Source organism: Synechococcus sp. CCAP 1479/9 (assembly GCF_019038535.1).
Taxonomy (GTDB): domain Bacteria; phylum Cyanobacteriota; class Cyanobacteriia; order PCC-6307; family Cyanobiaceae; genus Cyanobium.
In genome coordinates this window covers 33,360-56,887 of the sequence record NZ_JAFKRK010000008.1, presented here as the reverse complement: position 1 = coordinate 56,887, position 23,528 = coordinate 33,360, and the positions used below count along the sequence as shown (strand labels likewise).

The 23,528-nt window shown below is 69.0% G+C and carries 24 protein-coding genes; 12 read left to right on the top strand and 12 right to left on the bottom strand.

Annotated features, from left to right (window positions below):
- The first annotated feature begins 44 nt into the window (after positions 1 to 44).
- Positions 45 to 1,130 (top strand): HD-GYP domain-containing protein, encoded by a 1,086-nt coding sequence (locus KUG38_RS03185; protein WP_216919013.1) that lies wholly within the window; start codon positions 45 to 47, stop codon positions 1,128 to 1,130.
- A gap of 19 nt (positions 1,131 to 1,149) precedes the next feature.
- Positions 1,150 to 1,590, top strand: coding sequence for a PPC domain-containing DNA-binding protein (locus KUG38_RS03180; protein ID WP_216919012.1), 441 nt, complete (start codon positions 1,150 to 1,152; stop codon positions 1,588 to 1,590).
- On the opposite strand, the gene KUG38_RS03175 is transcribed toward KUG38_RS03180, so the two are convergent.
- The 9 genes from KUG38_RS03175 to KUG38_RS03135 form a co-directional block, all read right to left on the bottom strand.
- Positions 1,541 to 2,491 carry a F0F1 ATP synthase subunit gamma gene (locus tag KUG38_RS03175; RefSeq protein WP_216919011.1) on the bottom strand — a complete coding sequence of 317 codons (951 nt, stop codon included), beginning with the start codon at positions 2,489 to 2,491 and terminating at the stop codon, positions 1,541 to 1,543. The genes KUG38_RS03180 and KUG38_RS03175 overlap by 50 nt on opposite strands.
- A gap of 13 nt (positions 2,492 to 2,504) precedes the next feature.
- Positions 2,505 to 4,022, bottom strand: a complete 1,518-nt coding sequence (gene atpA, locus KUG38_RS03170; RefSeq protein ID WP_216919010.1) for a F0F1 ATP synthase subunit alpha — start codon at positions 4,020 to 4,022, stop codon at positions 2,505 to 2,507.
- Positions 4,023 to 4,085: 63 nt separating this feature from the next.
- Positions 4,086 to 4,634 (bottom strand): ATP synthase F1 subunit delta, encoded by a 549-nt coding sequence (gene atpH, locus KUG38_RS03165; RefSeq protein ID WP_216919009.1) that lies wholly within the window; start codon positions 4,632 to 4,634, stop codon positions 4,086 to 4,088.
- Entirely contained in the window at positions 4,634 to 5,161 is a 528-nt protein-coding gene (locus KUG38_RS03160) for a F0F1 ATP synthase subunit B (protein ID WP_190610737.1), read from the bottom strand. Before KUG38_RS03160 ends, atpH begins: the two co-directional genes overlap by 1 nt.
- Positions 5,158 to 5,640 (bottom strand): F0F1 ATP synthase subunit B', encoded by a 483-nt coding sequence (locus KUG38_RS03155; protein WP_216919008.1) that lies wholly within the window; start codon positions 5,638 to 5,640, stop codon positions 5,158 to 5,160. Before KUG38_RS03155 ends, KUG38_RS03160 begins: the two co-directional genes overlap by 4 nt.
- Positions 5,641 to 5,740: 100 nt before the next feature.
- Entirely contained in the window at positions 5,741 to 5,986 is a 246-nt protein-coding gene (atpE, locus tag KUG38_RS03150) for an ATP synthase F0 subunit C (protein WP_015110594.1), read from the bottom strand.
- Between the two features lie 154 nt (positions 5,987 to 6,140).
- A complete protein-coding gene (gene atpB / locus KUG38_RS03145; RefSeq protein WP_094585565.1) occupies positions 6,141 to 6,869 on the bottom strand; it encodes a F0F1 ATP synthase subunit A in 729 nt (242 codons plus the stop codon).
- Positions 6,870 to 6,948: 79 nt separating this feature from the next.
- Entirely contained in the window at positions 6,949 to 7,422 is a 474-nt protein-coding gene (locus tag KUG38_RS03140) for an ATP synthase subunit I (protein ID WP_216919007.1), read from the bottom strand.
- A 46-nt stretch (positions 7,423 to 7,468) separates the two neighbouring features.
- Positions 7,469 to 8,692, bottom strand: a complete 1,224-nt coding sequence (locus KUG38_RS03135) for a class I SAM-dependent methyltransferase (RefSeq protein WP_216919006.1) — start codon at positions 8,690 to 8,692, stop codon at positions 7,469 to 7,471.
- 149 nt (positions 8,693 to 8,841) lie between these two features.
- Between KUG38_RS03135 and KUG38_RS03130 the strand changes: the two genes are divergently transcribed.
- From KUG38_RS03130 to KUG38_RS03100, 7 genes are all read left to right on the top strand, one after another.
- On the top strand, positions 8,842 to 11,868 hold the full coding sequence (locus KUG38_RS03130) for a phycobilisome rod-core linker polypeptide (protein ID WP_216919005.1): 3,027 nt from the start codon (positions 8,842 to 8,844) through the stop codon (positions 11,866 to 11,868).
- 384 nt (positions 11,869 to 12,252) lie between these two features.
- Entirely contained in the window at positions 12,253 to 12,738 is a 486-nt protein-coding gene (gene apcA / locus KUG38_RS03125; RefSeq protein ID WP_015110589.1) for an allophycocyanin subunit alpha, read from the top strand.
- Positions 12,739 to 12,781: 43 nt separating this feature from the next.
- On the top strand, positions 12,782 to 13,270 hold the full coding sequence (gene apcB / locus KUG38_RS03120) for an allophycocyanin subunit beta (RefSeq protein ID WP_094585562.1): 489 nt from the start codon (positions 12,782 to 12,784) through the stop codon (positions 13,268 to 13,270).
- Positions 13,271 to 13,316: 46 nt separating this feature from the next.
- Positions 13,317 to 13,517, top strand: a complete 201-nt coding sequence (locus KUG38_RS03115) for a rod-capping linker protein CpcD domain-containing protein (protein ID WP_015110587.1) — start codon at positions 13,317 to 13,319, stop codon at positions 13,515 to 13,517.
- 140 nt (positions 13,518 to 13,657) lie between these two features.
- On the top strand, positions 13,658 to 14,884 hold the full coding sequence (locus tag KUG38_RS03110) for an FtsW/RodA/SpoVE family cell cycle protein (protein ID WP_216919004.1): 1,227 nt from the start codon (positions 13,658 to 13,660) through the stop codon (positions 14,882 to 14,884).
- 25 nt (positions 14,885 to 14,909) lie between these two features.
- On the top strand, positions 14,910 to 15,638 hold the full coding sequence (locus tag KUG38_RS03105; RefSeq protein ID WP_216919003.1) for a cytochrome c biogenesis CcdA family protein: 729 nt from the start codon (positions 14,910 to 14,912) through the stop codon (positions 15,636 to 15,638).
- A complete protein-coding gene (locus tag KUG38_RS03100; RefSeq protein ID WP_216919002.1) occupies positions 15,635 to 16,954 on the top strand; it encodes a cytochrome c biogenesis ResB family protein in 1,320 nt (439 codons plus the stop codon). Before KUG38_RS03105 ends, KUG38_RS03100 begins: the two co-directional genes overlap by 4 nt.
- A gap of 1 nt (position 16,955) precedes the next feature.
- On the opposite strand, the gene queF is transcribed toward KUG38_RS03100, so the two are convergent.
- On the bottom strand, positions 16,956 to 17,372 hold the full coding sequence (queF, locus tag KUG38_RS03095) for a preQ(1) synthase (protein ID WP_216919001.1): 417 nt from the start codon (positions 17,370 to 17,372) through the stop codon (positions 16,956 to 16,958).
- Between the two features lie 215 nt (positions 17,373 to 17,587).
- Between queF and KUG38_RS03090 the strand changes: the two genes are divergently transcribed.
- Positions 17,588 to 17,926, top strand: coding sequence for a P-II family nitrogen regulator (locus KUG38_RS03090; RefSeq protein ID WP_015110582.1), 339 nt, complete (start codon positions 17,588 to 17,590; stop codon positions 17,924 to 17,926).
- A gap of 40 nt (positions 17,927 to 17,966) precedes the next feature.
- Here the strand turns inward: KUG38_RS03090 and KUG38_RS03085 are convergent, their stop codons facing one another.
- Complete coding sequence (locus tag KUG38_RS03085; RefSeq protein WP_216919000.1) at positions 17,967 to 18,797, bottom strand: TlyA family RNA methyltransferase; 831 nt, start codon at positions 18,795 to 18,797, stop codon at positions 17,967 to 17,969.
- A 201-nt stretch (positions 18,798 to 18,998) separates the two neighbouring features.
- Here KUG38_RS03085 and KUG38_RS03080 point away from each other — a divergent pair, with 201 nt between their 5' ends.
- Positions 18,999 to 19,169 (top strand): hypothetical protein, encoded by a 171-nt coding sequence (locus KUG38_RS03080; protein WP_353617702.1) that lies wholly within the window; start codon positions 18,999 to 19,001, stop codon positions 19,167 to 19,169.
- A 52-nt stretch (positions 19,170 to 19,221) separates the two neighbouring features.
- On the top strand, positions 19,222 to 20,517 hold the full coding sequence (gene purB / locus KUG38_RS03075; RefSeq protein ID WP_216918998.1) for an adenylosuccinate lyase: 1,296 nt from the start codon (positions 19,222 to 19,224) through the stop codon (positions 20,515 to 20,517).
- Positions 20,518 to 20,526: 9 nt separating this feature from the next.
- Here purB and KUG38_RS03070 read toward each other — a convergent pair whose 3' ends face one another.
- Complete coding sequence (locus KUG38_RS03070; protein ID WP_286195584.1) at positions 20,527 to 23,355, bottom strand: DEAD/DEAH box helicase; 2,829 nt, start codon at positions 23,353 to 23,355, stop codon at positions 20,527 to 20,529.
- Positions 23,356 to 23,528 lie beyond the last annotated feature (173 nt).

Here is a 23,528-nt window from a genome sequence, read left to right as displayed (position 1 = left end):
GTGCTTCCGTGCTGTTCTGCTCCCCTCGATGAGAAGGTGGGACGATGACTGCGATAAAGAAGGGATATGGGCCCAACGGCGGGCGGAAAGCGACGCTCCAAGTCACCACCAAAGCACAGGCCACCTTGCCTATGGGATTAGGGATGGTGTTGCAGGAGCGCAGAAAGGAACTGCACTGCCTCCAGCAGATCGAGAGGATCATTGGCGCCAGCCAGGGCAGCATCGACGACATTCTTCAGCAGACGGTCGATGCCATCCCGCAAGCATGGCTGCATTCCGGCCACACCATTGCCCGGATTTCACAGGGTCCCAAGGTGTACCAGACGGGCGATATTGATCGTTGCCAATCCGTTCAGTCATCGCCAATCAGGACCAAAGACACCATCTACGGCAGGGTGGATGTTGGCTATACCGAACCATTCACCGAGGCCATCGAAGGGCCATTCCTGGCGGAAGAACGGGTACTGCTGGACACGATTGCCGCCCGCCTCGGCAGCTTGATCGCCAGGGCGATCGCCGAGGAAGAGTTGAACAGAACACTCCAGGAGAACGAGAGGCTTTACAAGCAACTGCTCACTGCCCTGGGCGGGATGGCAGAGATGCGGGATCCCTACACCGCCGGCCACCAGCACAGTGTGGACAAGCTGGCCCTGGCCATCGGGGTGGAGATGGGGCTACCGGTGCGACAGCTGGAAGGTCTGCAGCTGGCCGCCTCCGTCCACGACATCGGCAAGATCATGGTGCCGGCGGAAATCCTCTGCAAGCCGACGAAACTGACCCGTCATGAATTCGACCTGATCAAGGACCATGCCGAGGCTGGCTACAACATCCTCAAGGACGTCGAATTCCCCTGGCCGATTGCCCGGATTGTCCACGAACACCACGAACGGATGGACGGCAGCGGCTATCCCAACGGCCTGCGGGGAGATGAACTGCTGCTGGAATCCCGGATCGTGGCGGTCGCCGACGTGGTGCAGTCCATGTGCGCCCACCGTCCCTACCGTGCCGGCCTGGGCAGCGATGCCGCCCTGGCGGAGATCAGCAAAAACAGAGACACCCTCTACGACCCCGACGTGGTGGACGCCTGCCTGCGGCTGTTCAACGAGAAGCAGTATGTCTGTGGCTGTTGAGGCCTGAGCGGATCAACGGATGCCCAGCGCCTCCCACCGTCCCCTGCGTCTGCCACCGGGAGTGGATCTGCGCGGCGAACTGGAACGGATGGCCCAGGCCGATCCGGAGTTCTGCGGCTTCATCGTCTGCGGGATCGGCAGCCTGGAGAGTCCGGTGCTGCGCTTCGCCGATCAGGCCCGGGGGGTCGTGCTGGCAGGTCCGCAGGAGGTGATCACGCTGGCGGGCAGCGTCAGCAGGGATGGCGCCCACCTGCACTTGGTGGTGGCCGACGCCGAGGGGCGCACCCTGGGGGGCCACCTCTGCCACGGAAGCCTGGTGCGGACGACAATGGAAATCATGCTGCTCTGCACGGAAGGCTGGCAGTTGGGCCGGGAGCGGGATCCCGCCACCGGCCACCTGGAGCTGACGATCAGCCCATCGCGGCCGCGCCACCCACCACTTCCAGGATCTCCTGGGTGATGGCCGCCTGGCGGGCCTTGTTGTAGTCGAGGGTGAGGGTCTTGGCGAGCGCCTTGGCGTTGTCGCTGGCGTTGTTCATGGCCGTCATCCGGCTGGCCAGTTCGCTGGCGGCCGCTTCCTGGAGGGAGCGCAGCAGCTGGTTGGCCAGGTAGAGGGGCAGCAGGGCATTGAGCAGCTGCTCCGGGCTCTGCTCGAACACGAAGTCCGGCTGCAGGGCCGGCTCGGTGTTCTCCACCTTGCCGATCTCCACCCCGAGGCGGCCGTCACGGGTGATGAGACGGAAGATCTCATCATCGGAACTGGCGATGCCCTGGGGATCGAGGGGCAGCAGGGTCTGGACGACCGGCTGGGAGCTCACCAGGTTGATGAAGCGGGTGAAGACGATCTCCACGCGGTCGGTGCTGGCGGAGAGGAACTCGGCAAGCACTTCGTTGGAGATTTCGTTCGCCTCCTGGGAGGTGGGCACCTGCTCCAGACCGGTGAAGGTGGCCCGGATCGGGTAGGAGCGGTTGGTGAAGTAGGTGATGGCCTTGCGGCCCATCAGCACCATGTCCACGGTGAAGCCCTGGCCCTTGAGCTCGGCGAAGCGCTGCTCGGCCCGGCGGATCACGTTGGCGTTGTAGCCGCCGCAGAGGCCCCGGTCGCCGGTGACCACCAGCAGGGTGATGGTGCCCACCGGCCGGCGCTCGGCCAGCAGCGGTGAATCGGCGCCCTCAAAGCCCATGCGGGATTCGAGGTTCTGGAGCACCCGGGCCAGGCGGTCGGCGAAGGGGCGGGTGCGCAGCACCTGCTCCTGGGCGCGACGCACCTTGGCGGCAGCCACCAGCCGCATGGCTTCAGTGATCTTGCGTGTGTTCTTGACCGAACTGATCCGGTCACGGATTGCCTTGAGATTGGCCATGGGTGGAGATTCCTCAGGCGGCGGCCAGCATCGTGGAGGTGACCTCGCGGATGGCCTCCTTGAGCATGGCTTCGGATTCGTCGCTCAGCACCTTGTCGGTCTGAACCTTGTTGATGTACTCGGGCTTGCTGCTCTTGAGGTACTCACGCAGTTCGCGGGCGAACTGGGGCACCAGTTCCACGGGCACGTCATCGATCAGACCCTTGACGCCCGCGTACACCACGGCCACCTGCTCAGCCAGGATCAGGGGGCTGAACTGGGGCTGCTTGAGCAGTTCACGCAGGCGCTTGCCCCGGGCCAGCTGGGCCTGGGTGGCGGCATCGAGGTCGGAGGCGAACTGGGAGAAGGCGGCCAGTTCGTCGAACTGGGCCAGCTCCAGCTTCAGGGTGCCGGCGATCTTCTTGATGGCCTTGGTCTGGGCGGCGCCGCCCACCCGGCTCACGGAGATGCCCACGTTGATGGCGGGCCGCAGGCCGGAGTTGAACAGGTCGGAGCTGAGGAACACCTGGCCGTCGGTGATCGAGATCACGTTGGTGGGGATGTAGGCCGAGACGTCACCGGCCTGGGTCTCGATGATCGGCAGGGCGGTCATGCTGCCCTTGCCCATGGCGTCGGACAGCTTGGCGGCCCGCTCCAGCAGGCGGCTGTGGCAGTAGAAGACGTCGCCGGGGTAGGCCTCACGGCCGGGGGGACGGCGCAGCAGCAGGGACATCTGGCGGTAGGCCTGGGCCTGCTTGGTGAGGTCGTCGTACACCACCAGGGTGGCCTTGCCCTTGTACATGAAGGACTCGGCGATGGCCGCGCCGGTGTAGGGGGCCAGGTACTGGAGGGCCGCCGCTTCCGAGGCGCTGGCCGCCACCACCACGGTGTAATCGAGGGCGCCACGCTCACGCAGCACTTCCACCACGTTGGCCACCGAGGCGTTCTTCTGGCCGATGGCCACGTAGACGCAGACGACGTCCTCACCCTTCTGGTTGAGGATGGTGTCGATGCAGATGGCGGTCTTGCCGGTCTGGCGGTCGCCGATGATCAGTTCGCGCTGGCCCCGGCCGATGGGAATCATGGCGTCGATGGCCGTGATGCCGGTCTGCATGGGCTCATGCACAGACTTGCGCTGGATGATGCCAGGCGCCATCGACTCGATCAGGCGGGTCTCGGTGGTGGCGATCTCACCCTTGCCGTCGATCGGCTGACCCAGGGCGTTCACCACCCGACCCAGCATGGCGTCGCCCACCGGCACGGCGGCGATGCGGCCGGTGGCCTTGACGGTGCTGCCCTCCTGGATGCCCAGGCCCTCGCCCATCAGCACGACGCCGACGTTGTCGTCCTCCAGGTTCAGCGCCAGGCCCTCGGTGCCGTCTTCGAACAGCACCAGCTCACCGGCCATCACCTGCTCGAGGCCGTAGACCCGGGCGATGCCATCACCGATCTGCAGGACGGTGCCGACGTTGCTGACAGAGACCGACTTGTCGTAGTCGGCGATCTGCTTCTTGAGGATGGCGCTGATCTCGTCGGGGCGGATGGAAACCATGGGTGGGAGTCCCCGGAGGGGAGGCGATGAAGTGGGGAGGAGTGGGGGGGAGGGAAGGAAGCGTCAGCTCACGTTGGCGAGCGTCAGGCCGAGGCGCCGCACCTGACCGGCGAGGCTGGCGTCGATCACCCGGGAGCCGACACTGAGGACGAACCCGCCGATCAGGGCAGGATCCACCGCGAGGCTGATCTCCACCTTGTCGGTGCCGGCCACAGCCTTGGCCTTCTCGGCGAGCAGCGCCTGCTGGTCCTCGCTGAGGGGGCTCGCCGAGGTCACGGTGGCCAGGGCGATGTGGTTCTGCTCGCGGTAGAGATCCAGGAGCCGTTCCAGGACGGCATCGAGGAAACCGATGCGCTGGCGGTCGGCCAGCAGCTTGAGCAGATTCAGGAAGGAGGGGGAGATGTCCTTGCCGAAGAGTTTCTCGAGCGCCGCCTTCTTGCCTTCGACCTCGAGGACCGGGGAGGCCATCGCCTCACGCAGGTCGCTGGAGTCGTGCCAGAGGGCGAGGATCGCCCGGGCCTGATCGATCACCGCCTCGGTGTCGCCGTTGGCGTCGCACACCTGAAGGAAGGCGTCGGCGTAGGGGGTGGTGATGGTGTTGAGCAGAGGCATCAGGCGTTCCCCATCGATTGAATGGACTGATCGATCAGCTGGGCCTGGGTGCTGGCATCGAGGCGACCGGGCAGGCTGACCAGGGCCTTGGCGATGGCCATCTCGGCGGCCTCGCGCTGCAGCAGCCGGCTGACCCGGGAGACCTCCGAATCCAGGTCGGACTGGGAGTCCTGCTTGAGGCGCGCCATCTCCTCGACGGTGCGCTTCTCGCTCTCGAAGCGGATGGCCTCGGCACGGACCTTGCCGTCGGCGCGGATCTTCTCGGCGCGGGTGCGGGCTTCACCCAGGCTCTTCTGGGCCTCGGCGAGGGAGGCGGTGGCCGCATTCAGGCGCTCCTCGGCGTCCTTGAGTTCCCCCAGGATCCTCTCGCGGCGGCGCTCCAGGATGCCCCCGAGGAAGCCCCTCAGGAACCACGTCAGGCCGGCGATGACGATCGCCAGGTTGATGATGTTGGTCTCGAAGATGTCGAGGTTGAGGCCGAAGCTGCCGTGGCTCGCGAGGAGCGACGGGATGGTGGAGGTGATCATGAGGCGGTCAGGAGACGGTCGACGATGAGGTCGGCGAGCCTGTCGGCATCGGCCTCGAGAGCGCTCAGGGCTTCGGCGCGCTGAGCATCGATCTTGCTGCGGGCGCCTTCGCGGCTCGCGATGGCTTCCGCCTGGGCCACCGCCAGGGCCTCACGGTAGAGACGGTCGGAATCCTGCTCGGCCTCCAGAATCACCTTCTGGGCTTCGAGTCGGGCCCCCTTCAGCTGTTCCTTGAGATCAGCCTCGAGGCGTTCGGCCTGGGCGACCTTCTCCTTCGCCTGGGTCCGGCTGGTGGCGATGTAGCCCTCACGGTCCTCGACGGCCTTGCCGACCGGTCGGAAGAACAGGCTGTTGAGAATGAAGGTGAGGATCACCACCTGCAGCGCCATGAGCGGCAGGGTGGCGTCGAGGTCGAACAGACCTCCCTCGGGCGACCCTGCGGTCGCACCTGCCTCGGCAAGCAGAAGCCAGCTGGTCATGGGGCAATAAGGCGGGCGGTGGTGGAGGCGTGGATGGAGCCGGGGGTGGAGAAGGGCCGCAACGAACGGGCGGCCCTGTCATCCCCGCGATGGCCTCCGATCAGGAGAAGGGGTTGGCGAACAGCAGCACCAGGGCGACCACCAGGCCGTAGATGGTCAGCGATTCCATGAAGGCCAGGGAGAGCAGCAGGGTGCCGCGGATCTTGCCTTCAGCTTCGGGCTGACGGGCGATGCCTTCGACGGCGCCGCCGGAAGCGGTGCCCTGGCCGATGCCAGGACCGATGGAGCCGAGACCGACGGCAAGACCAGCAGCCACGACGGACGCAGCGGAAGTAAGGGAATCCATGGTGGGGTTAGAAATGTGGGGCGCCGGGGAAGCGCGGAAGGAACCTTGTCGAGAACCCTGCGCCGGGGACACCTGGGAAGGCGGGCCCGGATCGAGCCGGACCTGCGCGCAGAGAGTTTGCCAGACCGGGGGGACGGACCGGCGAGGGGCAGACCTAGTGGTGCTCCTCGTGGACGGCCTCACCGATGTAGTAGGCCGCCAGGGTGGCGAAGATCAGGGCCTGGATGGCGCTGGTGAACAGGCCCAGGAACATCACCGGCAGGGGCACCACCAGGGGCACCAGGAACGCCAGCACCGCCACCACCAGTTCGTCGGCAAGGATGTTGCCGAACAGACGGAAGGAGAGCGAGAGCGGCTTGGTGAAGTCCTCGACGATCTTGAAGGGGAGCATGATCGGCGTGGGTTCCACGTAGTACTCGAAGTACCGGAAACCCTTGCGGCTCAGGCCCGCATAGAAGTAGGCCAGCGACACCAGCAGCGCCAGGGCGATGGTGGTGTTGATGTCGGCGGTGGGGGCGCCCAGTTCACCGCTGGGCAGGTGGACCAGCTTCCAGGGGATCAGGGCCCCGCCCCAGTTGCTCACGAAGATGAACAGGAACAGGGTGCCGATGAAGGGAAGCCAGTCGCGGTAGGCCTTCTCACCGATGTATTCGCGGGCGATGTCCCGCAGGTAATCCCAGAGGAACTCCAGCAGGTTCTGCACGCCCCTGGGATCGCGCTCCAGGCGGCGCGTGCCGACCACGACCACGGCGAGCAGGGCGCCGATCACGACCCAGGAACTCAGGAAGACCTGGCCGTGGATCTTGTAATTGCCGAGCTGCCAGTAGAGGTGCTGGCCGACCTCGAGGGCGGCGAAGGGAAGGGCTAGGGGCAACGGAGCCATCGGGGGTAGGGCCTGGCGGAACGTCTGGGCCGCCGGAGCGGCTGAAGAGGGCCGCCGAGGCGGCTTGAGATGGATGGATTCAGGTGTCGAGGACGGCCTGAACGATCAGGGCGGGCTTGTAGAGGAGAAATCCCAGCACGGCGGGCAGGATCTCGAGGACGGGGAGCCTGGCGGCCGCAACCACCAGCACCACCGGCACCAGCAGCTGGGCCTTGCCCACCCCCTTGGTTTCGACGCCGAAGCGGGTCACGCTGCGGGCCAGGAGGCGGAGGTACAGGAGCCCCGCCAGGGCTCCCACCAGCAGACTGAAAGCGGTGGGAAGGTCGAACCACAGGGCCGTGAGGGGCACCGCCAGGGCGGTGGCACAGACCGTGGAAAGAAGCATCCGGCGCTGCAGCCGCAGGTAACCGTCCATGCCGTTGTTCACCGTCGCCGGAGCGGCGGCGAGTTCAGGCTGGGGGGGAGGCTCGATGGTCGGATGGACTGCGACCTCTTCGGTCGACGTCTCCGCGGGGGGGACGGCATCCGGGGAGGGGGTCAGGGCAGCCTGCAACCGACGAGGCTCCGTCTTGGCGTGCGGACTTTATCACTCGGCCCGTTCAGGCTCTAAGCAACAGAAGTACCCGCTCCTCCAGGAGCCGCCGCGCCGCCGCCAGCCGCTCGGCGGGGCCCTGGGCCAGGGGAAGCGCCCCGATCGGCGTGCCGGCGGGGGCCGCCTCCAGGGCCTCCATCAGGGCCAGCTCCTCCTCCGAGATGGTCAGGGGACGCAGGTCGGGACCCAGCAGTGCCGTGGAGGGCCAGCCCCACAGGCAGCGGTTGCACTCGCCCCCGGCCGCCAGCAGGGCCGCGTCGCTCCACTCCTGCGTTGCCGCGTCCGGCGCCCCGTCGCCGTCCTGGCGCCGCAGGAAGAACTCGAAGTGGCTGATGTCGGGATCGAGGCTCTCCACCAGGGCCCACTGCTGCGCCGGCGACAGCGCCCGGGCCCGCTCCAGCAGTTCCCCCTGCAGCAGCCGGGCCGGATCCCAGACCTCGGGATTGGAGAAGCCGGCGAAGCGGATGCCGGGCTGGTCGACGAAGCGGAACAGGCGCTCCAGGTCGTAGCTGGTCTCCTGGGGGTGGAGGTACATATCCGCGAAGTTGGCATCGGCGGCGGTGTCGAGGGCCCAGCGCTGCTCGTGGTGCCGCCGCAGGCGGTTGGTCTCGGGCAGGGTGGCGAACAGCTCCCGGCCCAGCCGCAGACCCGCCGGTCCGGTGCCCACCCCCATCAGGGCCAGGGCCCGCTGGGTGCGGTGGATTTCCCAGCGGCCGCCGTCGGCATAGAGAAAGAGGTGCAGCAGCCCCCCCGGCCGCAGCAGGGGCACTAGGGCCCGCAGACCCTCCTCGGGCCGGTCGAGGTGATGCAGCACTCCCACCGAGTTGATGTAGTCGAAGGGGCCTTCCCCCGCCAGGTCGAGCAGGCTGCGCTGCTCGATGCGCAGCTCCGCCACCCGGCCGGCGGCCCCGGAGCGGGCGGTGCGCTCGCGGGCCACCGCCAGGGCACCGGCGCTGATGTCCACCGCCAGCACACTGGCGCCGGGGTTGAGATGGCAGAGGTAGTCGGTGCTCACCCCGGTGCCGCAGCCGGCGTCGAGGATCCGCCAGGGCCGCGGCGGCGGCGGCAGGGCCCCGTCCACGACCGCCACCACGCTGTCCACGCACCAGCGCCAGTTGTATCCAGGGGGCGGGCCGTCCTGGAGGGGGTCCCCCGGGTAGGGGAAGCGGTCGTAGAAGGCGCTGACCACCGGCGTGGCGGCATCCAGCGGGGCCTCCGGGGGGTGATCCATCAATGCCTTGGTGCGGGTTCCGGCAGCATTCCACGGCGCCGGCCGCCGTTCAGCGTGAGCGCATCAGAAGGCTGCAAACATTTGTTCATCCCGCCCCGGAGGGCCAGGGGGCCAGCCGTAACGTGACCCAGCCCGGCTCGCTCTCGTTCATGACCGTGACCGCCAGCAGCGGCAGCACCAGGGTCGCCCCCCAGCGCTACGACACCCTGCCGCTCTCCAGCGTCCGGAAGGCGGAGCAGCAGGACCGTTTCCCCGACGGCGGCGAACTGGACGCCCTGACCACCTTCTTCCGCAGCGGCCAGATCCGCGTCGAAGCCGCCCGACGGATCTCCGCCAACGCCGACGCGATCGTGGCCAAGGCCGCCAATCGGATCTTCACCGGCGGCACGCCCCTCTCCTATCTCGACGCCCCCCTCAGCACGCCGAGCGTGGGCGCCGCTGACGGCGTTGCCCTCGCCGCCGACCAGGCCGCGTTCCAGCGCTCGGTGCGCACCTTCGCCCAGGGATCGGGGGGCAGTGGTCTGCTCGGCCGCATCCTTGAGGGTGTCCAGGCCGACGCCGACGTGCGGGTCGTGCTGCCCAGCGGCTTCAACCCCATCTCGGTGGCGATCTACGGCAACGCCCGCATGCGCAAGTCGCTGCGGGACCTGGCCTGGTTCCTCCGCTACGTGGGCTATGCCGTGATCGCCGGTGATCCCAGCATCCTGGCGGTGAACACCCGCGGACTCCGCGACGTGCTCGAGAAGGCCTGCTCCCTGGCCGCCACCAACGTGGCCCTGCAGGAGATGCGTGCCGCCGCCGCCGGACTGTTCAAAGGGGAGCCGGACTCCCGCCAGCTGGTGATCGACTGCTTCAACGTGCTCCTCAAGGAGCTCGAGATCCCCACCCCCTCCACCCGGGCCCGTCTGGGCAGCCCCGTCAACCAGGGCCTGCAGCTGCCGGCGATCTATGCCCTTGCCGCCGAAGGCTCCCAGCGCTTCGTGATGAAGCCGGGTCTCTCCGGAGCGGAGAAGGCCGAGATCATCCGTGCCGCCTACCGCCAGGTGTTTGAGCGGGACATCGTCAAGGGCTACTCCCAGGTGGTGTGCCCGGTGGAGGCCACCCAGGTGCGCCAGGGCCAGCTCTCCATGCGGGAGTTCATCCGCGCCCTCGGCCGCAGCAAGGTCTACCGGCGCCAGTTCTACGGCCGCTTCTCCAACAGCCGGGTGGTGGAGCTCGCCTTCCGCCACTTCCTGGGCCGCGGCGTGAGCTCGATCGAGGAGTTCCGCCAGTACTTCGCCATCGTCAGCGCCAAGGGCCTCAACGGCCTCGTCGATGCGCTGGTCAACGGCATGGAGTACGCCCGTGTCTTCGGTGAGGAGACGGTGCCCTACCTCCGCGACATCGGCGAGGAGGCCCAGGAGAGCGCCGGCTGGGGATCCAACCGCAACCTCTTCCGCTTCAGTGCGCCGTTCGAGGGGGCGCCCCAGTACATCACCCTCTACGCCTCCTACCGCCAGCCCCTCGCCGACCAGCACCCCTACGGCGGCGGCAACGATCCCCTGGCCCTCACCTACGGGGCGATCTTCCCCTCCAGCACGGCGTCGGTGGCCACCCGCCCGGCCCCCTTCAGCTACGACACCCGCCGGATCCTGATCGGCAACGGCATGGCCCAGCCCGGGCCCATGGACAGCGCCCAGTTCCGCAAGGCCACCCCGCGCCGTGTGGGACCGAAGGTGGTGCGCCTGAGCCAGATCGCCACCGGCGGCAGCTCCACTCCCCGCCGGGGCGGCCAGCCCAGCATCCGCGGCACCGAATCCAGCACCCAGGCCGTCATCAATGCGGTCTACGTCCAGGTTCTCGGCACCGCCGGCTACGCCGGTGAGCGCAACAAGGTCGAGGAGATCAAGCTCGAGAACGGCGACATCAGCCTGCGGGAGTTCGTCCGCCAGGTGGCCCGCTCCAACGCCTTCCGCCGTCGTTACTGGAGCGGCCTCTACATCACCAAAGCCATCGAGGTGATGCACCGCCGCATCCTCGGCCGGCCCACCTTCGGTCGCTGGGAGATCAACGCCTACTTCGACACCGCCGCCCGCAAGGGCTTCTACGGCGTCGTCGACGCCATGATCGAAGGCCGCGAATACAACGACTGCTTCGGCGAGGACACCGTCCCCTACGAGCGCTTCATCACCCCGGCCGATCGCAACGCCCGGCGCGTCCCGGGCCTGGTGCGCACCCTCGAGACCGTTGCCGACATCACCCCCCTGCAACGGCCCAACGTGCCGGTGTCCCAGGAGATCCGCACCGTCGGCGATCTGGTCCCCCGCAACCTGACGGCCCGGCCCAAGGTGCGCGGCCAGTGGAAGGCGGAGGTGGCCGGCGGCCAGAGTGCGTCGACCTCCATGGGCGTACCCAGCGGTCCCGGAACCCTCCGGGAGCCCCCGGCCCCCACCCGCAGCTGGAGCCAGTCCCCCTGGCAGCCCGGCGGCGGCGCCGCCCCCGTCTGGCGCAGCGGCGTCTCCACCGCCGGCAGCGTCAATGGCTACGCGGCCCCCGCCAGCCTCGGCGTCGCCAGTGGCTGGAAGGCCCTGGTGGGCACCAACCTCCTGAGCGGTGTCGCCACCGCCCCCGACGGTGCCATGGCCAAGGCCCTGCGACCGGGCGCTCCCCAGGGATTCGGCCGCCGCCAGAGCCTCTCCAGGCCCGTGCAGCTGCTCCGCGATCCCAGCGAGAGCCAGGTGCAGGAAGTGGTGCAGGCGGTCTACCGCCAGCTCCTCAACCGCGTGCCCTTCGCGGCCGAGCGCCAGATGGATCCCGAGTCCCAGCTGCGTGACGGCCAGCTCTCGGTGGCCGAGTTCGTGGGCCAGATCGCCGGCAGCGATCTCTTCCAGCAGCGGCTCCAGCGGATGGCCCCCCTGCGGGCCGCCTCCGCCGCCTACCTGGCCCTGCTCGGACGGGCCGCCATGCCGGGTGAGGTCAGCCGGTTCCTCGCCACCCGCGCCACCGCCGGCCAGCAGGCCGCTGTCGCCGAACTGCTCAGCGCCCGGGAGTACGCCACCGCCTTCGGCCAGGACACTGTCCCGTACCTGCGCGGCCTCGGCACCGAGGACGGTGTGCCCCTGACGACCGTGAACCGCACCGCCGCTCTCTACGGCGGCAACGCCGGGCTCACCCCCTCGATGCGGGGCGCGATCTGATCCGCCCCCGAGCCATCCCGGGTCGCCCCTGAAGGAGTCCCTGCGGCTCATCCGATGATCCCCCGGGTCAGTCCCGGGGGGTTTCTTTTGCTCCGTCTCTACAACGAGACGGAGAGATTGGGCTGTCGATGCACTTGCGTCGTCGTGGACGGCAAGCTCAAAAGATGAACAATTGCTGCGCTTGGACGGTGATAACAACTCCGGCCAAAGCCGTTGCAAGCCAAGGGATCTCGCGGGGCGATCCGCCGTGAAGAACTGTTACCGGCTGCCATGGGAGCGACGGCCCTTGCCACAGAATGATGCGACGGTCGGCCAAGCCGATCACCCTTACCCACCGGATACCGGTCTCCTTCACGGTGACCGCTTGTTTCGAGGCAGAACTGCATGAGCATCGTCTCCAACTCGATCATCAACGCGGACGCCGAAGCCCGCTACCTCAGCCCTGGCGAACTTGACCAGATCAAGTCGTTCGTGGCAGGAGGTCAGCGTCGTCTGCGCGTCGCCCAGGTCCTGGCTGAAAGCCGGGAGCGCATCGTGAAGCAGGCCGGAGGCCAGCTTTTCCAGAAGCGCCCCGATCTCGTGTCCCCCGGCGGCAACGCCTACGGGGAAGAGATGACGGCTTCCTGCCTGCGCGACATGGACTACTACCTCCGCCTGGTCACCTACGGCGTGGTCGCCGGGGATGTGACCCCGATCGAAGAGATCGGCGTCATCGGGGCCCGCGAGATGTATCGCGCCCTCGGCACCCCCCTCGAAGCCATGGCGGAAGCCGTGCGCGAGATGAAGACCGCAGCCACGGGCCTCCTCACCGGCTCCGATGCCGAAGAGGCCGGCTTCTACTTCGACTACGTGGTCGGCGCCCTCTCCTGAGGTTTCACCTCCCTCCCGTCCATCGCCATCAAACCCAGGATCCATGCAAGACGCCATCACCAACGTCATCAACCAGGCCGACGTCCAGGGGCTCTATCTCGACGGAGGCTCCATGGGCCGCCTCGAGCAGTACTTCGCCAGCGGTGAGCTGCGGGTGCGTGCCGCCGCCACCATCAGCGCCAACGCTTCGGCCATCATCAAAGAAGCCGTCGCCAAGGCCCTGCTGTACTCGGACATCACCCGTCCGGGCGGCAACATGTACACCACCCGTCGTTACGCGGCCTGCATCCGCGACCTCGACTACTACCTGCGCTATGCCACCTACGCCATGCTGGCCGGTGACACGTCGATCCTCGACGAGCGCGTGCTGAACGGCCTCAAGGAGACCTACAACTCCCTGGGTGTGCCCATCGGCGCCACGGTGCAGTCGATCCAGGCCATGAAGGAAGCCACCGCCTCCCTCGTCGGCCCCGATGCCGGTCGTGAGATGGGCGTCTACTTCGACTACATCAGCTCCGGCCTGGGCAACTGATCCCCAGCAACGACCTACCCACGGCACGTTTTCCGAGGATCACCCCATGCGCCTGTTCAAGATCACGGCCTGCATCCCCTGCCCCGAGAAGGTGCGCAGTCAGAGGGAGCTGCAGAACACCTACTTCACCAAGTGGGTGCCCTATCACAGCTGGTTCGCCGAGCAGCAGCGGATCATGAAGCAGGGCGGCAGGATCCTGAAGGTGGAACTGGCCACCGGCCGTCGTCAGCAGAACTGCGGCAACTGAGGAGGCCCGCGGCGCTCCCATCCAATCGCCCGGCCCATGGCCGGGCTTTTTTGTTGCCTTCGGGTGGGAACGGCGGCGCCAGCGGCGCAGGCGGCGAAATGTTCACCGCGGCTCGACAAACCCACCTCCGTCACGGCTGAATGGGCCATTCCCGGAACCCTCCCGCGGCCTTGTCCACCCCTGCACCCCGCCTGCTCCACGGCCGTCCCGGCGCCGGCTTCCTGCCGCTGCCCTGGCAGCAGTGGCCCGCGGAAGCCCGCCTGCTGCTCGGCCTGGTGGCCCTCTGGAGCCTGGTGGGCCTGCTGGTGCTCACCTCCGCCAGCTGGTGGGTGGCCGAGCGGGAGATGGGGGACGGGGCCTACTACGTCAAGCGCCAGGCCATCTGGCTGGTGGCCAGCTGGGGTCTGCTGTGGCTGGCCATGCGCACCTCCATGCGCCGCTGGCTGCACCTGGCGGCGCCGGCCCTTCTGGTCGGGGCCCTGATGGTGGCCGCCACCCTGGTGGTGGGCACCACCGTCAACGGGGCCAGCCGCTGGCTGGTGCTCGGCCCGGTGCAACTGCAGCCTTCTGAGCTGATCAAGCCCTTCATCGTGCTGCAGGGGGCCGTGATCTTCTCCCACTGGCGGCGCATCGCCCTCGACCAGAAACTCCTCTGGATCGGCATCTTCGGCATGGTGATCCTGCTGATCCTCAAGCAGCCCAACCTCAGCACCGCCGCCCTGCTGGGCCTGCTGCTGTGGCTGATGGCCCTGGCCGGCGGCCTTCCCCTGACGCTGCTGCTGGGGGCCGCCGGCGGCGGGATCGTGCTGGGCAGCATCAGCATCATGATCAACCCCTACCAGCTCGACCGGGTCACCTCCTTCCTCAACCCCTGGCGCGTCGCCCAGGGGGACGGCTACCAGCTGGTGCAGAGCCTCCTGGCCATCGGTTCGGGGGGTGTGCTCGGCTCGGGCTTCGGGCTCTCCACCCAGAAGCTCCAGTACCTGCCCATCCAGACCACCGACTTCATCTTCGCGGTCTTCGCCGAGGAGTTCGGCTACGTCGGCTCGGTGATGCTGCTGCTGTTCCTGATGATCTTCGGCTTCGTGGGCCTGCGGGTGGCCATGGCCTGCCGCAGCAACCAGCACCGCCTGGTGGCCATCGGCTGCACCACCCTCCTGGTGGGCCAGTCGATCCTCAACATCGCCGTGGCCAGCGGCTCGATGCCCACCACCGGCCTGCCCCTGCCGATGATCAGCTACGGCGGCAACTCCCTGCTCAGCAGCCTGTTCCTGGCGGGCCTGCTGCTGCGCTGCTCCCTGGAGTCCTCCGGACTCGAGCCGGTCCGGCCCCGGCGTCGGGCCCCACGGCCTGCCCCGATAGGCTGAGCCCTGCTGCCAACCTCGATCGGCCATGCACAGCCCCGGGCTGCCCTTCGCCGACTGGGCCCGCAGCAGCGAACTGCTGCTCCAGGGTTCCCTGGCCCACCCCGGCCCCCTGACCCTGGCGGTGGTGTTCAGCGGCGGCCTGCTCACCAGCCTCGGCCCCTGCTCCCTGTCGCTGCTGCCCGTGACCCTGGCCTACCTGGCCGGCTTCGGCGCTGAAGACCAGGGGCGTCCCCCCTGGCAGCGCAGCGCCAGCTTCGCGGCCGGCATCGTGGCGGCCCTGGTGCTGCTCGGCCTGGCCAGCGGCCTGATGGGCCGCCTCTACGGCCGCATCCCCGGGCAGCTGCCGCTGCTGGTGGCCGTCGTGGCCGTGGTCATGGGTCTCAACCTGCTGGGCCTGCTGCGGCTGCCGTTGCCGGCCGGGCCCGACCCCGAGCGCTGGCGGCGGCGGGTGCCGGCTCCGCTGGCCCCACTGGCGGCCGGCCTGGCCTTCGGCCTGGCCGCCACCCCCTGCACCACCCCGGTGCTGGCGGTGCTGCTGGCCTGGATGGCCCAGACCGGCCAGCCCCTGGTGGGCATGCTGCTGCTCACCAGCTTCGGTGCCGGCCAGGTGATGCCCCTGCTGCTGGCCGGCACGGTGGCCGCCTCCCTGCCCGGGCTGCTGCAGCTGCGCCGCCTGGGCCAGTGGGTGCCGCCGATCAGCGGCGTGGTGCTGCTCGCCAGCGGCGGCCTCACCCTGCTGTCGGTGCTGCCATGAGCGGCACGGCAGCCTCCGCCTGGCGCCCCCTGCAGCGTCTGGCCGCCTGGATCTCCGACCTGCGCCTGGCGATCGGCCTGCTGTTGGTCATCGCCATCGCCAGCGGCATCGGCACGGCCATTCCCCAGAAGGAGGAGGCCGCCTTCTACCACCAGCTCTACGACCCCCACCCCTGGCTGGGCCTGCTCGACGGCGACGGAGTGCTGCGCCTGCAGCTGGATCACGTCTATTCCAGTGGCTGGTTCCTGGCCCTGCTCGCCTGGCTGGGCCTGTCGCTGATCCTGTGCAGCTGGCGCCGCCAGTGGCCCGCCCTGCAGGCCTCCCTGCGCTGGATCGACTACCGCAGCCCCCGCCAGCTCAGCAAGCTGAGCGTGGCCGAAACCCTCGTCACCGCCGAGCCCGTCGCCGGCCTCGGGCGGCTGGAGGCCGAACTGCGCGGTTCGGGCTGGCAGATCCATCGCCAGGACGACCGCCTGGCGGCCCGCCGGGGGGTGCTCGGCCGGGTGGGTCCCCTGCTGGTCCATGCCGGCATGGTGGTGCTGATGGTGGGGGCGGCCTGGGGCGCCCTGGGGGGCCAGCGGCTGGAGCGCTTCCTGGCCCCGGGTCGGGAGCTGGAGCTGCTCGACAGCCGCGGCAGCACCCAGGTGACCCTGGCCCTCGACGACTTCCGCATCCAGCGGGATCCCGCCGGCCGCCCGGAGCAGTTCGCCTCCAGCCTGCGGCTGATCACCCCCGGCGATGCGGCCACCACCACCGAAGCCGCCATCAGCGTCAACCACCCCCTGCGCTACCGGGGCATGACGCTGTATCAGGCCGACTGGTCCCTGGCGACGATCAGCCTGCAGCTGGGCCGCAGCCCGGTGCTGGAGCTGCCCCTGCAGACCTTCCCCCAGCTGGGCGATCAGCTCTGGGGGCTGGTGCTGCCCACCCGCCCCGATGGCACCGAGCCAGTGCTCCTGAGCCTCACCAGCGAACAGGGGCCGGTGCAGGTGTTCGGCCCCGATGGCGTGGCCCTGGCCCAGCTGGTGCCAGGCGGCGAAGCCCAGGAGGTGAAGGGGCTGCCGATCCGGGTGGCGAGCGTGCTCCCCGCCAGCGGCATCCTGTTCAAACGGGACCCCGGCGTGCCGCTGGTGTACACCGGCTTCGCCATCGCCCTGTTGGGCGGTGGCCTGAGCCTGGTGGCCACCCGCCAGCTCTGGGCCATCGCTGATGGGCCCGGTGGCCGGCTGCACGTGGCGGGCCTCTGCAACCGCAACCTCACCGCCTTCGCCGCCGAGCTGCCGGCGCTGCTGCAGCGGCTGGAACCCCAGCCCTGACTCAGCAGGGCCGGCGCTCGCCGTGGCTGACCCGCACCACGGTGTGGACGTTGCCGCGGGGATTGAAATCGGCCTCCAGCTGCATCCAGAGGGGCTCGCAGGCGGCCACCAGGTCATCGAGGATCCGGTTGGCCGCCTCCTCGTGGGAGATGGAGCGGTTGCGGTAGCTGTTGACGTAGAGCTTGAGGGCCTTCAGTTCCAGCACCCGGGGGCCGGGCTGATACAGCAGCCGCAATACGGCGAAATCGGGATAGCCGGAGAAGGGGCAGGTGCAGGTGAACTCCGGCAGTTCGATGGACACCTCGTAGGGCCGGCCCACCCGGGGATTGGCGAAGCAGACCAGCTGGGCCTCGGCGATGGCCCGCTCCCCATACAGGGGGGTCACGGTCTGGGGCTGGTCGGCGACACCGGAAGCCATGGTCAGCAGGACGGGGAGACGGTTTTTGACCGTACAGGAGCTGGCCCATGGCGCGGAGCCCACGTCAAGGGCCCCGGCCGCCCGTCAGCGCCCCGGAGCTCGCGTAGCAACCGTTACGACGACCCCGGCAAGGCTCGGCGGTAATGGAGCCGTCCCCCCCTCAGGCGGGGACTCTGAGAGACTCCAACCGTCGCCTTCCTGACCGCAGCACAGCCATGAAGAAAATCGAGGCCATCATCCGCCCCTTCAAGCTCGAGGACGTGAAGATCGCCCTTGTCAATGCGGGCATCGTCGGCATGACCGTGAGCGAGGTGCGCGGATTCGGCCGGCAGAAGGGGCAGGTGGAGCGCTATCGCGGATCCGAATTCACGGTGGAATTCCTGCAGAAACTCAAGCTCGAGATCGTCGTCGACGACGACCGGGTGGCCACGGTGGTCCAGGCGGTGCAGGACGCGGCCCGCACCGGCGAGATCGGTGACGGCAAGATCTTCATCAGCACCGTGGATTCGGTGATCCGGATCCGCACCGGCGACCTCGACAGCGGCGCCATCTGAGCGCCAGCTTCCTGCTTCCCTGACCCTGGCCGTGGGCCCCTTAGGCCCCGGCCAGGGTCTGCTTCACCAGCGTCGCGATCCTTTCGGCCCAGTCCGTGCCGTCGGTGGCACGCTCGGCGACCTCCCCGGGCGGCACCAGCCAGAGCAGGTATTCGTGGTTGCCGGCGGGTCCGGTCAGGGGTGACGCCACCAGCCCCGCCGGGTGCCAGTCCAGCTCCCTGGCCGCCGTGATCACGGTGGCGATGGCGTCGGCATGGGCCGCCGGATCCCGCACCACGCCCCCCTTGCCCACCCGCTGGCGGCCCACCTCGAACTGGGGCTTGACCAGCAGCAGCGCCTCGCCCGCCCCCGTCAGCAGGCCCCGCAGGGCCGGCAGCACCCGGGTGAGGGAAATGAACGACACATCGGCCACGGCCAGGTCGGGCCATGGATCGCCTTCCCCGTAGAGCAGCTCCGGGGTGAGGTGGCGCAGGTTGGTGCGCTCCCGCAGCACCACCCGTTCATCCGTGCGCAGGCTCCAGGCCGTCTGGCCGTAGCCCACATCGATCCCATACACCCGCACGGCCCCGTGCTGCAGCAGGCAATCGGTGAAGCCGCCGGTGGAGATGCCGCCATCCAGGCACACCCGGCCTTCCACCTGGATCGGCAGGGCCGCCAGGGCCCCCTCCAGCTTCTCGCCCCCCCGGGAGACGAACCGGGGCGGCTGCTCCACCTCCAGCGGCAGGCTTTCGGCCACCTCGGTGCCGGGCTTGTCGAGCACGGCACCGCCGCCGCGCACCCGGCCGGCCCGGATCAGCTGCTGGGCCTGCTGGCGGCTGGCCACCAGACCCAGATCCACCAAGCGGCGATCGAGCCGCTGCTTACGGGCCATGCTGCTTTTCGGCCATGGGTCCTGCCGCTCCACCGGCATGTTGTCACCGAACAGCGATCCAAACCGAACAAAAACCGATGGGCAGACGGTTCGGCGCGGAACAGTCGCAGGATGGCTCCAGTCATTTCCCGGTTCCCTCCCATGGCTGGCCCTGGATCCACTGCTGCCCCGGGATCCAAGGCGGCTCCCGGGTCCAATGTTGTGGAACTGCTCCACCCCGGCAGCTTCGTGCGGCTGCGGGACCATCCGGAGGATCTGCCCCCGTTCCAGCTGATCCGCCGCCGCGGCACCCGCTGCTGGGTGCGCCAGCAGGCCTGGGGTTCGATGGTGCACCTGGAGCTGCCCTACCGCCGCCTCACCGCCGCCGCCTGAGCCGGTGGGGGCGGCTCGATAGGTTGGGGGATCGTTCACCACCGCCCGGCCCTTGATCGAGCGTTACACCCTGCCCGAAATGGGCCGCCTCTGGAGCGAGGAAGCGAAGTTCCAGAGCTGGCTCGAGGTGGAGATCGCCGCCACCGCCGCCAACGTGGAGCTGGGCCGGGTGCCCGCCGAGGCGCTGGCCACGATCCGCGAGAAGGCGGCCTTCGAGGTGCCCCGCATCCTGGAGATCGAGGCGGAGGTGCGCCACGACGTCATCGCCTTCCTGACCAACGTCAACGAGCACGTCGGTGATGCGGGCCGCTACATCCACGTGGGCATGACCAGCTCCGACGTGCTGGACACCGGCCTGGCCCTGCAGCTGAAGGCGTCGGTGGCCCTGCTGCGCACCGAGCTCGATGGCCTCGCCGACGCCCTGCGCCGGCTGGCCCGCGCCCACAAGGACACGGTGATGATCGGCCGTTCCCACGCCATCCATGGCGAGCCGATCACCTTCGGCTTCAAGGTGGCCGGCTGGCTGGCCGAAACCGAGCGCAACCGGGAACGGCTGGAGCGGCTCGCCACGGTGGTGGCCGTGGGCCAGATCAGCGGTGCCATGGGCACCTACGCCAACACCGATCCGCAGGTGGAGGCGATCACCTGCCGGCTGCTGGGCCTGGAGCCCGACACCGCCAGCACCCAGGTGATCGGCCGCGACCGCCACGCGGAATACGTCCAGACCCTGGCCCTGGTGGGCACCTCCCTGGAGCGCTTCTCCACCGAGATCCGCAACCTGCAGCGCTCCGACGTGCTGGAGGTGGAGGAGAACTTCGCCAAGGGCCAGAAGGGCAGCTCGGCCATGCCCCACAAGCGCAACCCGATCCGCAGCGAACGCATCAGCGGCCTGGCCCGGGTGCTGCGCAGCTACACCGTGGCGGCCCTGGAGAACGTGGCCCTCTGGCACGAGCGGGACATCAGCCACAGCTCGGTGGAGCGAATGATGCTGCCCGACTGCTCGGTCACCCTGCACTTCATGCTGCGGGAGATGACCGCCGTGGTCGAGGGGCTGGGGGTGTACCCCGAGAACATGGCCCGCAACATGAACGTCTACGGCGGCGTCGTGTTCAGCCAGCGGGTGCTGCTGGCGCTGGTGGAGACGGGGCTGAGCCGGGAGGAGGCCTACCGGATCGTGCAGCGCCACGCCCACGCCGCCTGGAACACCGAGGGCGGCGACTTCCGCGCCAATCTGGCGGGCGATCCCACCGTCACCAGCCACCTGGGCCCGGAGCAGCTGGAGGCCTGCTTCGCCACCGACCTGCACCGGGCGAACCTGGATGTGATCTGGGAGCGGCTGGGGATCTGAGGGGTGAGCTCAGGCGGCCGGCGGCCTCTCAGTCGCCGGATCCAGCTTGCCGTTGCCGCCCGCCAGCAGATCCTCGATCTCACAGACCGGGAAGCGGTTGATGCTCTTGAGGGCCAACCGTGAGTTGCGGCGCAGCTGCTCGCTGATCGCCTCGCAGTAGGGAATCTGGGCCAGGAGATCGACGGTGCGGCGCAGGATCCGCACCACGTCGCCTTCATCGAGGGAGGTGTTGGCGATCACATCGTTCCAGCTGGCGCCCCGGGCCCAGGCGTGGACCAGGCCGGTGAGCTCCGGCTCCCACCACACCGGCACCACCACCGAGGCCCGCTCCTGCTGGCGCTGCAGTTCCCGGCGCAGGCTGCGCAGGTCGTGCAGGGCCTCCTCGGAGGCCGGTGGCGGCGGGTAGCCGCACCAGAGGTCGGGCCGGTTCACCTCGGTGGAGATGGCCTCCAGCACCGCCGCCAGTTCGGCCGGGTCCAGGGCATCGAGGTGGCCGCTCATCAGGGCCAGCCCCAGCCAGAGCTCGTTGTCGCCCCGCAGGGCCGCCACGGTGCGGCCCACCTCGGTGGGATCCAGCCCCTCCTCGCCATCCAGGGCGCCGAAGAAGCGCAGGATGTCGATCAGGGACAGGAAGGTGTCCCAGTGGCGGTTGGCCCGGTGGTGCAGCAGCCGCTGCCGCTCGCCGATCTCCTCCTGGAGTTCCTCCATGCGGCGGCGGTGCTTCTTGAGGTGCTTGCGGTCGCCCCAGCGGTGGGCGGGGTGGGCCTCCAGCTCCTGCTCCAGCTGCTGCACCAGCTCGCCCTGCTGCCGCACCTCGCCGGCCAGGTCGTAGCGGGGGGTGTGCATGTCGTGGCGGCGGGCCATCGATGACACCGCCAGGGCCAGGCCGCCGCTGGCGTTGTCGCCATGGCGCAGCTCGTTGGCGTGGTGCAGCTCGGGCGGCTCCAGCTGATCCACCTGCAGGCAGCTGAGCTCGGCATGCAGGGTCACCACCGCGTGGCACGGCAGCAGGATCCAGACGTTCTCGTCGGTGAGGCAGAGCAGCAGCGGGAACTGGCCGGATCCCGGCACCTTGGCGACGATCACCGCCGGGGTGACCCGGCTGCGCAGGGCCGGCGCCTTGACGCTCACCAGGGTGCCCTCGCTGGCGAACTGCAGGGCCAGGGTGAGCTCGTGGGCCAGGGTCTCCTCGGCCTGCTGCTGGAGGATCCGGTGCAGGCGCCGCTCCTCCCTCAGGCGGCCGCGAACCTTCTCGTAGTCCTCGAAATCGTCCCAGGGCACCTCGCCGCCACTGGATTCCAGGCTGGCCAGCTGGGCCATCAACTCGGTGATGCGGGATTCGTCCTCGGCCAGATCCAGCCCCGCCAGGTAGCGGCCGAAGCTGCGCTCCACCAGCTCCCGGGCCTTGGCCAGGTCGTAGCGCTGCAGCAGGTTGAGCACCATGCCGTAGCTGGGGGTGAACTGGCTCACCAGCGGATCGGCCGGGCTGGTGGCCAGCGCCCCGGCCTCCCGCACCCCTTCGAAGCGGCTCTGGACCGTCACCACGTAGCCCTGGGTATCGAGCCCGCGACGGCCGGCGCGCCCGGCCATCTGCAGGAACTCGCTGCCCATCAGGGGCCGGTGGCCCCGCTCGGTGCGCTTGGAGAGGGCCGAGATCACGGTGGTGCGGGCGGGCATGTTGATGCCGGCGGCCAGGGTCTCGGTGGCGAACACCACCTTGATCAGCCCCTGCTGGAACAGCTCCTCGATCAGTTCCTTCCAGGCCGGCAGCACGCCGGCGTGGTGGGCGGCAATGCCCCGCAGCAGGGCATCGGCATGGCCGCCCTCCCGCACCGCCTCGGGGGTCACCGCCATGAAGGCGTCGAGGCGCCGGCGGATGCGTGCCTGCTCCTGGGGATCCACCAGGCACACCTTGGCCAGGTCGCGGACCGAGCGGTCGCAGTTGCGGCGGCTGAAGATGAAGTAGATGGCCGGCAGCATCTCCCGCTCCGCCATCTGGGCCACCACGAAGCCGATCGGCGGCGCCTCCGGCTGGGGCGGCCGCGGTTCCTTCGGTCCCTTGCGGCGGGTGGATTTCGGAGGGCGCCAGACCTTGCAGTTGGGGTGCAGTCCGGTGCCCTCGTCGTTGAGCAGCGGATGCAGGCCCTTGGCGCTGCAGAAGCTGAAGGCCAGCGGGACGGGGCGGAAGTCGCTGTGGATCAGCCGGGTGGGGCCGTGCACCCGCTCGATCCAGTCGGTGAGTTGCCCCGCATTGGCCACCGTGGCCGAGAGGGCCACCAGCTGCACCCGCGAGGGGCAGTGGATGATCGATTCCTCCCAGACCGTGCCCCGCTGGGTGTCGTTCATGTAGTGGCACTCGTCGAGCACCACGGCCTCCACATCGGCCAGGGGGTCGTCGTCGAGGTGGTCGATCTCCGCGTAGAGCATGTTGCGGAAGATCTCGGTGGTCATCACCACCACCTGGGCCTCCCGGTTCAGGCTCAGATCACCGGTGAGCAGACCCACCTTCTCGTGGCCGAACTGGTGGCGGAAATCGCGCAGCTTCTGGTTGGAGAGGGCCTTGAGGGGCGTCGTGTAGAAGACCTTCTGGCCGTGGGCCAGGGCCCGGTGGATGGCGTATTCGCCCACCAGGGTCTTGCCGGAGCCGGTGGGGGCGCTCACCACCACCGAATGGCCCTGGTTCAGGGCGTCGATCGCCTCCAGCTGGAAACCGTCGAGGGGGAAGGGGAACAGCTCCTCCACCGGAGGGACGGCCTTGTTCAGGGCCGGGCCGCCGATCACGCCGTCGCTGGGCCCGTCGACGCGGGTGGAGCTGCCAACGTCGGGGCTCTCGAGCATCGTGGAATCCTATGGGCTGGCCGCCCCGGGGGAGCGGGGCTCAGGCCGATGCCAAATCCCGACCACACGGCGCCAGGACCAGCCGATGGCTCACGAACGCCTCTGGCCGAACCTGCACCGAACGGGATCCTGGGTGGCGCTTTGGGGATGGAATCCCCAGGGGAGATGGGGCA